This is a genomic window from Azospirillum sp. B506 (assembly GCF_000333595.1).
Taxonomy (GTDB): Bacteria; Pseudomonadota; Alphaproteobacteria; order Azospirillales; family Azospirillaceae; genus Azospirillum.
In genome coordinates this window covers 1-6,970 of record NZ_BADK01000325.1, presented here as the reverse complement: position 1 = coordinate 6,970, position 6,970 = coordinate 1, and the positions used below count along the sequence as shown (strand labels likewise).

At 67.7% G+C, this 6,970-nt stretch carries 5 protein-coding genes; all 5 read left to right on the top strand.

Going from position 1 to position 6,970, the window contains the following annotated elements:
• Positions 1-678 precede the first annotated feature (678 nt).
• Positions 679-1,512, top strand: a complete 834-nt coding sequence (locus tag I71_RS09985) for a WecB/TagA/CpsF family glycosyltransferase (protein WP_083897079.1) — start codon at positions 679-681, stop codon at positions 1,510-1,512.
• 57 nt (positions 1,513-1,569) lie between these two features.
• On the top strand, positions 1,570-2,580 hold the full coding sequence (locus tag I71_RS09980; RefSeq protein ID WP_042694443.1) for an NAD-dependent epimerase/dehydratase family protein: 1,011 nt from the start codon (positions 1,570-1,572) through the stop codon (positions 2,578-2,580).
• A gap of 117 nt (positions 2,581-2,697) precedes the next feature.
• Positions 2,698-4,254, top strand: a complete 1,557-nt coding sequence (locus tag I71_RS09975) for a sugar transferase (RefSeq protein WP_049976022.1) — start codon at positions 2,698-2,700, stop codon at positions 4,252-4,254.
• On the top strand, positions 4,254-5,645 hold the full coding sequence (locus tag I71_RS38225) for a hypothetical protein (RefSeq protein WP_159107367.1): 1,392 nt from the start codon (positions 4,254-4,256) through the stop codon (positions 5,643-5,645). Before I71_RS09975 ends, I71_RS38225 begins: the two co-directional genes overlap by 1 nt.
• The coding region (locus I71_RS38220; protein ID WP_159107366.1) for a GumC family protein at positions 5,645-6,970 on the top strand (1,326 nt) is incomplete at its 3' end. The genes I71_RS38225 and I71_RS38220, both read left to right, overlap by 1 nt.

The window sequence follows — 6,970 nt, the reverse complement described above, 5'->3', positions numbered from 1 at the left end:
CTTTCGGCGGACGGAGGTGACCGTACCCGCCGCAGGTGGGGGGAGGGGCATCGGTCAGGCACCGGATGCATCGGACTTTCGTCGGGAGCGGGAGGGGAAACCGGCCATTCGATGGTGACCACCTCCGCCTGTCCGCCATCCTCGGACGCGAGGGTCGGGGACCGGCTCTGGATGTCCGGCTAAAACCAGGACGGGTGCCGAAAGGGGCAGGCGCCATGTATTGGTAGTGACCATACCGGTGCCCCGATACCCGGCTGCGCCACGCTTCTCATGGTGTGTAACGCTTTCGCGAACCGCCACCCGCGCCCCTCCGTCGAAGGTTCGAGACGCACGGGAAGGGGCGCTTTTGCCGCCGGCCATCCGGTGGGTGTCCTCCGTTGGCGCCCCCCGTCCTTGGTCGGGGGAAACCCCCGCCGCTCTCCGCCAAAGGTCGGCGGCCCATCCCCCGGACATCCGCCATCCTCCCTGCCCGGCGCCCCGTCCTATGGCGGATTTACGGCGCTTCCCGCTTTCCCGACACTTCGGCCCGTTCGGCTCCGGAGGCCCCGGTTCAGCGCCGTGATGCGGCCTGGGTGTGCCGCCTTGGCCATGGCGTCGCTCGCGGATCGCGTCGAAGCGAAGTCCGCACCCGCACCTCCCTCCAGCCGCACCACCGGTATCAAGACACACGAGGCTCACATGGTGTCCTGGCAGCACGATAACCTGACGGCGCTGGGGCTGCGCCGGGAACCGGTGGCGGGTGGGCCGTCCGCACCGGAGACACGAAGCATCGGGGTTCTCGGCGTCCGGGTCGACAGCCTCAATCTCCGGACGGCGACCGCCGCCATCGCCGCCGCCATCGACCGCCGGGACCGCGGTTATGTCTGCGTCACCGGTGTGCATGGCGTGATGGAAAGCCAGCGCAATGCGGATTGCCGCGAGATTCACAACCGGGCCAGTCTCGTCACCCCCGACGGCATGCCCCTGGTCTGGCTGCTGCGCCTTGCCGGGAATCGCGACGCCGACCGGGTCTATGGTCCGGACCTGATGCTGGCGGTCTTCGAGAATGCCTGCCGGCGGGGAGACCGCCATTTCCTGTACGGCGCCGAGGAGAGCACGCTCCAGCGTCTGCGCGAGCGGTTGCTGCGCCGTTTTCCGGAGGCGCGGATCGTCGGCAGCTATTCCCCGCCCTTCCGGCCGCTGACCGACGATGAGACGGCGGACATCGCCGCCAGGATCAATGCCAGCGGTGCGGACATCGTCTGGGTCGGTCTCAGCACCCCCAAGCAGGAACGGTGGATGGCCCGGTTCCGGCCGATGCTGGAACCGGCGATGCTGATCGGCGTCGGCGCCGCTTTCGACTTTCACGCCGGGCTGAAACGGCAGGCTCCGCGTTTCATGCAACGCATGGGACTGGAATGGCTTTTCCGGCTTGTCAGCGAACCGCGCCGCCTGTGGCGGCGCTATCTGCGCAACAACCCGCAATTCATCGTCGCCATCACCGCGCAGCTCATGGGGCTGAGGAAACGGTGACGGCTGCCCCCCGGGCATGCGCCCGGCCTTGGCCCATGGGATTGAAGGAGAGACGAGATGATCGATAAGGACGCTCTGGTCCTGGTGACGGGGGCCGGTGGTTTCATCGGTGGGCATCTGGTGGCGGACCTCATCGAACGCGGCTTCCGGCGGATCCGCGCGGTCGACCGCAAGCCGTTCGAGGACTGGCACCAGCTGTTTCAGGGCGTGGACAACCGCGTCCGGGATCTGGCGTTGAAGGAATGCTGCGACGACGTGTGCGCCGGCACCAACGCGATCTTCAATCTGGCGGCGGACATGGGCGGCATGGGGTTCATCGAAACCCACAAGGCCGAGTGCATGCTGTCGGTGCTGATCAGCACGCATATGCTGACGGCGGCCCGTGACGCCGGGACCGAGCGCTTCTTCTACAGCTCGTCGGCCTGCGTCTATGCTGCCGACAGGCAGACCGAGGCCGACGTCGTGCCGCTGGCCGAGCACATGGCCTACCCGGCGATGCCCGAGGACGGCTATGGCTGGGAGAAGCTGTTCAGCGAACGGATGTGCCGGCATTTCCATGAGGATTACGGGCTGGTCACCCGCGTCGCCCGCTATCACAACGTCTACGGCCCCCACGGCACCTATGAGGGCGGCCGCGAGAAGGCGCCGGCCGCCATCTGCCGCAAGGTGATCGAGGCGGTGCAGTCCGGACGGAACAGCATCGAGATCTGGGGCGACGGCGAGCAGACGCGCAGCTTCACCTACATCTCGGAGTGCGTCCTCGGCACCCAGATGATCATGAACAGCGACATCGGCGAACCGCTGAATCTCGGCAGCGAGGAGCTTGTCACCATCAACCAGCTCGTCGACATCGTCGAGGACATCGCCGGGGTCCGCCTGAAGCGGGTCTACAACCTCGATGCTCCCAAGGGGGTTCGCGGCCGCAACAGCGACAACAGCCTGATCCTGGAAAAGCTGGGCTGGGCGCCAAGCGTCCACCTGCGCGACGGGATGGAGCAGACCTACCGCTGGATCCACGACCGGATCGCCGGTGTCCAGCCGCGGGTCGCCGACCGGATCGCGGTCTGACCGGTTCCCGGCAGAGTCCTGCGGCCGACCCCCGGTCGTCCAATGCCACCATGAACCCTGTCCAAATCCCGCCATGCCGGGGATTGGACAGGGGCACAGGAACGAAGAGGGCTGGACATGCAGCTTCACACTTCGGATGCCGGGCAGACCGCCCTGGACGGTGACGTGCTGCCGACGTCGTACGGGGGCATCGCATTCCACGATCAGGCCCGTCCTGTTCGACGCGACGGTTCCCGGCACCATCGCCTGCGGTGCGGCGTGCTGCTGTTCTTGGCGGACTGGCTGGCGGCCGCGGTGGCGGCGCTGGCGGCGGCAATGATGCAGCTCTCCGCCGGCGGGTTTTCCCCGGCGCCGCTGACGGCGGCTCTCGCCTCCATCGCCCTGATGTCAGTGCTGCCGGTGACCGGCGCTGCAGCCGGCCTCTATCCCGGCTTCGGGCTGAGCGACGTGGAGCAGTTCCGCCGGCGGTGCTCGACGGTGCTGGTCGCGACACCGGGGATTCTGGCCGGAGCGTGGCAGTTGCAGCTTCCGGTCTGGCCGATGGCCGGTGCGATCCTGCTCGACCTGCTTGTGCTTCAGCCGCTTCTGCGCCGGCACGCCGTCGGTTGGATGCGGCGCACCGGGCGGTGGGGCGACCGCGTCATCGTCGTCGGCGAGCGGCGACGGGTCGCGGCCGCCATCGGCTATTTCCAGGCACAGTGGCAGCTCGGCGCCACGGCGGTGGCTCAATGCATCGACGACATCCATACCCCGCAGCCCACCGCCGGACCGGATGGGCCGGGCGGAGGCCAGGACCCGCAGGTGCTCCCCGACGGCATCGAAACCGTTGCGTATGCGGTGCTCGGTCCTTATGCGCGGCAGCATCCGGACATGCGCCTCGCCATCTATGTCGGCGACGGGGTTCATCTTCCCAACTGGGACCAGCTGGCTGCCGGCTTGCCCTTTCCGGAGGTGATGCTTCTGGCCGATCTGCCGAAGCTTCCCGGCTTCGGCATCCAACCCAGGAATATCGGAGGCGCCATCGGGCTGCGGTGCCTGAAAGCCCCGGCCCGGAGTCCGGCGGACTGGGCCAAGCGGGCGGTCGACATTGCGCTGGCCGGCGCCGGGCTGGTCGTCTGCGCGCCGTTGCTGCTGCTGCTCATCCTGGCGATCAAGCGGATCGATCCCGGTCCGGCCTTCTTCGTGCAGCGGCGCGAGGGGCGGGACGGGCGCAGCATCGCCGTCATCAAACTGCGCACCATGTTCCGCGACGCCGAGGCGCGGCTGACCGAGCATCTGGCGTCATCGCCCGAGGCGATGCAGGAGTGGACGGCGCATTTCAAGCTCCGCCACGACCCGCGCATCCTGCCCGGCATCGGAAAGTTCCTGCGCCGCTCCAGCCTGGACGAGGTGCCGCAGTTGATCAACATCCTCAAGGGCGACATGAGCCTGGTGGGGCCGCGGCCGTTTCCCAACTACCATCTGGAGGTCTTCGCCGACGAGTTCCGTTCCCTGCGCTGCAGCGTTCCCCCCGGATTGACCGGCCTGTGGCAGGTGTCCGACCGCAGCAACGCCTCGGTGTCGGAGCAGGAGCAGCTCGACCGCTATTACATCAACAACCGGTCCTTCTGGTACGACGCCTATCTGATCGTCAGGACCTTCCGCACGGTCATCACCATGAAGGGTGCCTATTGATGGCGCCGGATGCGGGTGGCGTTCGTCGCCTTGTGGTCCAGTGCCTGGAAAAGGGCTTCTGGACCGTCCTGGACCAGGGATGCGCGACGATCGGCAATTTCGTCGTCATGATTTTCCTCGCGCGCCATGTGCCGCAGGCGAGCTTCGGGTCCTTCACCGTCATCATGACGCTGTTCATGGTGTGCCACCTGATCTTCGCGTCGCTGGTGGTCGAACCGATGATGGTCCATGCGAGCCGGGACTATCGCGGCCGGCTGATCGTCTATTTCCGGCATCTGCTGGTCTCGCACATCGGTCTTTCGCTGGCGCTGATGGCCGGTTTCGGCGGCGTGGGGCTGGGCACCGTGCTGTGGAGCGGGGCCACCGCGCCGGCCGAGGCACTGGCGGAGGCGCTGTTCGGCTTCGCCCTCTACACGCCGGCGGCCCTCCTGCTGTTCATGGCCCGGCGGGCCTGCACTGTCGTGATGATCCCGCATCTGGCGGCGGGCGGAAGCATCCTCTATCTGGTCTTCCTGATGGCGGGTATCGCCCTGCTGACCGCCGGCTGGGGGATCTCCATATTCGGAGCGCTGCTGGTCAGCGCGCTGGCGGCGCTGGCCGCCAGCGTGGTCCTGATCCGCGCCCTGCGTCCGCACGCCCTGCGCAGCGAAAGGGCGGAATCGTGGGACGGTCCGGCGCATCTGCCGATGCCGGAAATGCTGCGGATGCACGCCAACATGGGCCTGTGGTTGGCGGGCGGACAGCTGTGTGTCTGGGTCATGAACGATTTCGGATCGCTGGTGCTGGCGGCCCATGCCGGCCTGCCCGCGGCCGGCCAGCTGCGTGCGACGTCCATCCTGGTCCTGCCGATCCTGCACAGCCTTTCGGCCTTGCGGTCCATCATGCTGCCTGTCCTGGTCCGGCGGGGCGATGGCGCCGGCTTCGCCGCGATCTTCCGCCTCGCGCTGGTGGGCCTGTGGGCGCTGACCGGCCTTTATGGGCTTTTCCTGCTGGCGGTTGCCGGGCCGGTCATCGACCTGCTCTACAACGGCCGCTATACGACCGACGGGGTGTGGCTCTGGGCCGTCGCAGCCATCCCGGTCGCGGTCAGCAGCTTCGACCTGATGATGGTCGGGCTGGTGGCGCGGCGGCGGGCGTCCGCCTGTTTCTATGTCAGCCTTGCCGGTGCGGTCACGCTGCTTCCGTCCGTCGGGCTGCTGGTCCCCTCCCTGGCCATCAACGGGGTCTTTCTCGCGCAAATTCTCAGCTTCGGCACGGCCGCGCTGTTCGCCGCGCTCTGGCTGTCGCGCCTGACGGTGCCAGGGGAGCCGGCCCGGATCGCCATGCCCGCGCGAAGTCTGAGGGACGGCTACCGGGCGGACAGTGCACGGCTGGGATCTTCGGAGTGGTGATGATGGAAACACAGACCAACAGCGCCGCCACCACGGTCGCGGGCTTGACCGCGCCACCCCCGCTCACGCTTTCCGACCTGATCCAGCCGGTTCTGCGGCGCAAGCTGCTGCTGTTCACTGTGATGCTGCTGTTCCTGTCGGCGGCCTTCGGCGTTCTGGCCGTGGTGGAGCCGCGCTATACCGCCACTGCGGTGATCATGGTGCAGCCGACCGACCCCGAGAAATTCATCGGAGACGCGAATGCCGTGCAGCGGCCGTTCGATCTCGAAGAGGTGCGCAGCCAGGTCGAAGTCCTGCGGTCGCGCGCGCTGCTGGCCCCGATCGCCGAGCGGCTGGCGGTGGCGCGGGATGCCGAATTCGATCCGGTGCTTCACCCGAGCCCGGTCGGCATGCTCAAGCAGCGAATCCGGACCGCACTGGAACCAGTCCTCCCGGAGTTGGCACATCTCCTCCAACCGGCCCAGGAAAAGCCGTTCGATCCGGTCGACATGCTGCTGGAGCGTCTGCAGGTCGCCAGCCTGAACCGCTCGCACGCGCTGAGCGTGTCGCTGGAGATGCAGAATCCCCGTCTGGTCATGGAAACGGTGAACGCCATCGTCGAGACCTACCGGTCGCAGACGCTGCTGGCCAAATCGGCTGCCACCGGACAGGCCAGACAGCAGCTGGATGAGCGCATCGCCCAGATCGAGCAGGGCATTGCCAAGGCGGAGCGCCGCATGGAGGAGCTGCGGACCGGTGCCGGCATCATCCAAGGCCGCAGTTCCAGCCTGACGGCGGAAGCGGTGACCGAGGTCAACGCAGAGCTGTTCCGCGTCCGCAGCCAGGCCAACAGCCTGGCCGAGCGGCAGGCGGTCATCGAGCGGTCGTTGCGCGAGGGCGGCGACCTGTCGTCGGCAATCGACCTGAGCGGCTCCCCGGTGATCGGCGCCCTGCGCCAGCGCGAGGCCGACGCACGGGCCCGCGTCGCGCAGTTGACCCAGTATTACGGCAACCTCAATCCGCGCATCGTCGCCGCCCGCTCCGAACTGGCCGATATCCGCGACAGCATCCGCGCCGAGCTGGGCAAGATGCAGACCGCCTTGAACAACGAACTCGCCGTCGTCCAGATGCGTCAGGCCGCCCTGCAGCGGGAAGCCGACCGGCTTGCCGTGGAGGCCGCCGCGACCAGCAATGCGGAGCAGGAAATCCGCTCGCTGGAACGCGAGATCGCCGATGCGCACAGCATGTTGGCCAGCTTCGTCAGCAGGCAGAACCGCCTGGAGGTGCAGAACAAGCAAGGGGCACCCGACGCGGAGATCCTGACCCTGGCCAGCCTGCCACCCGGC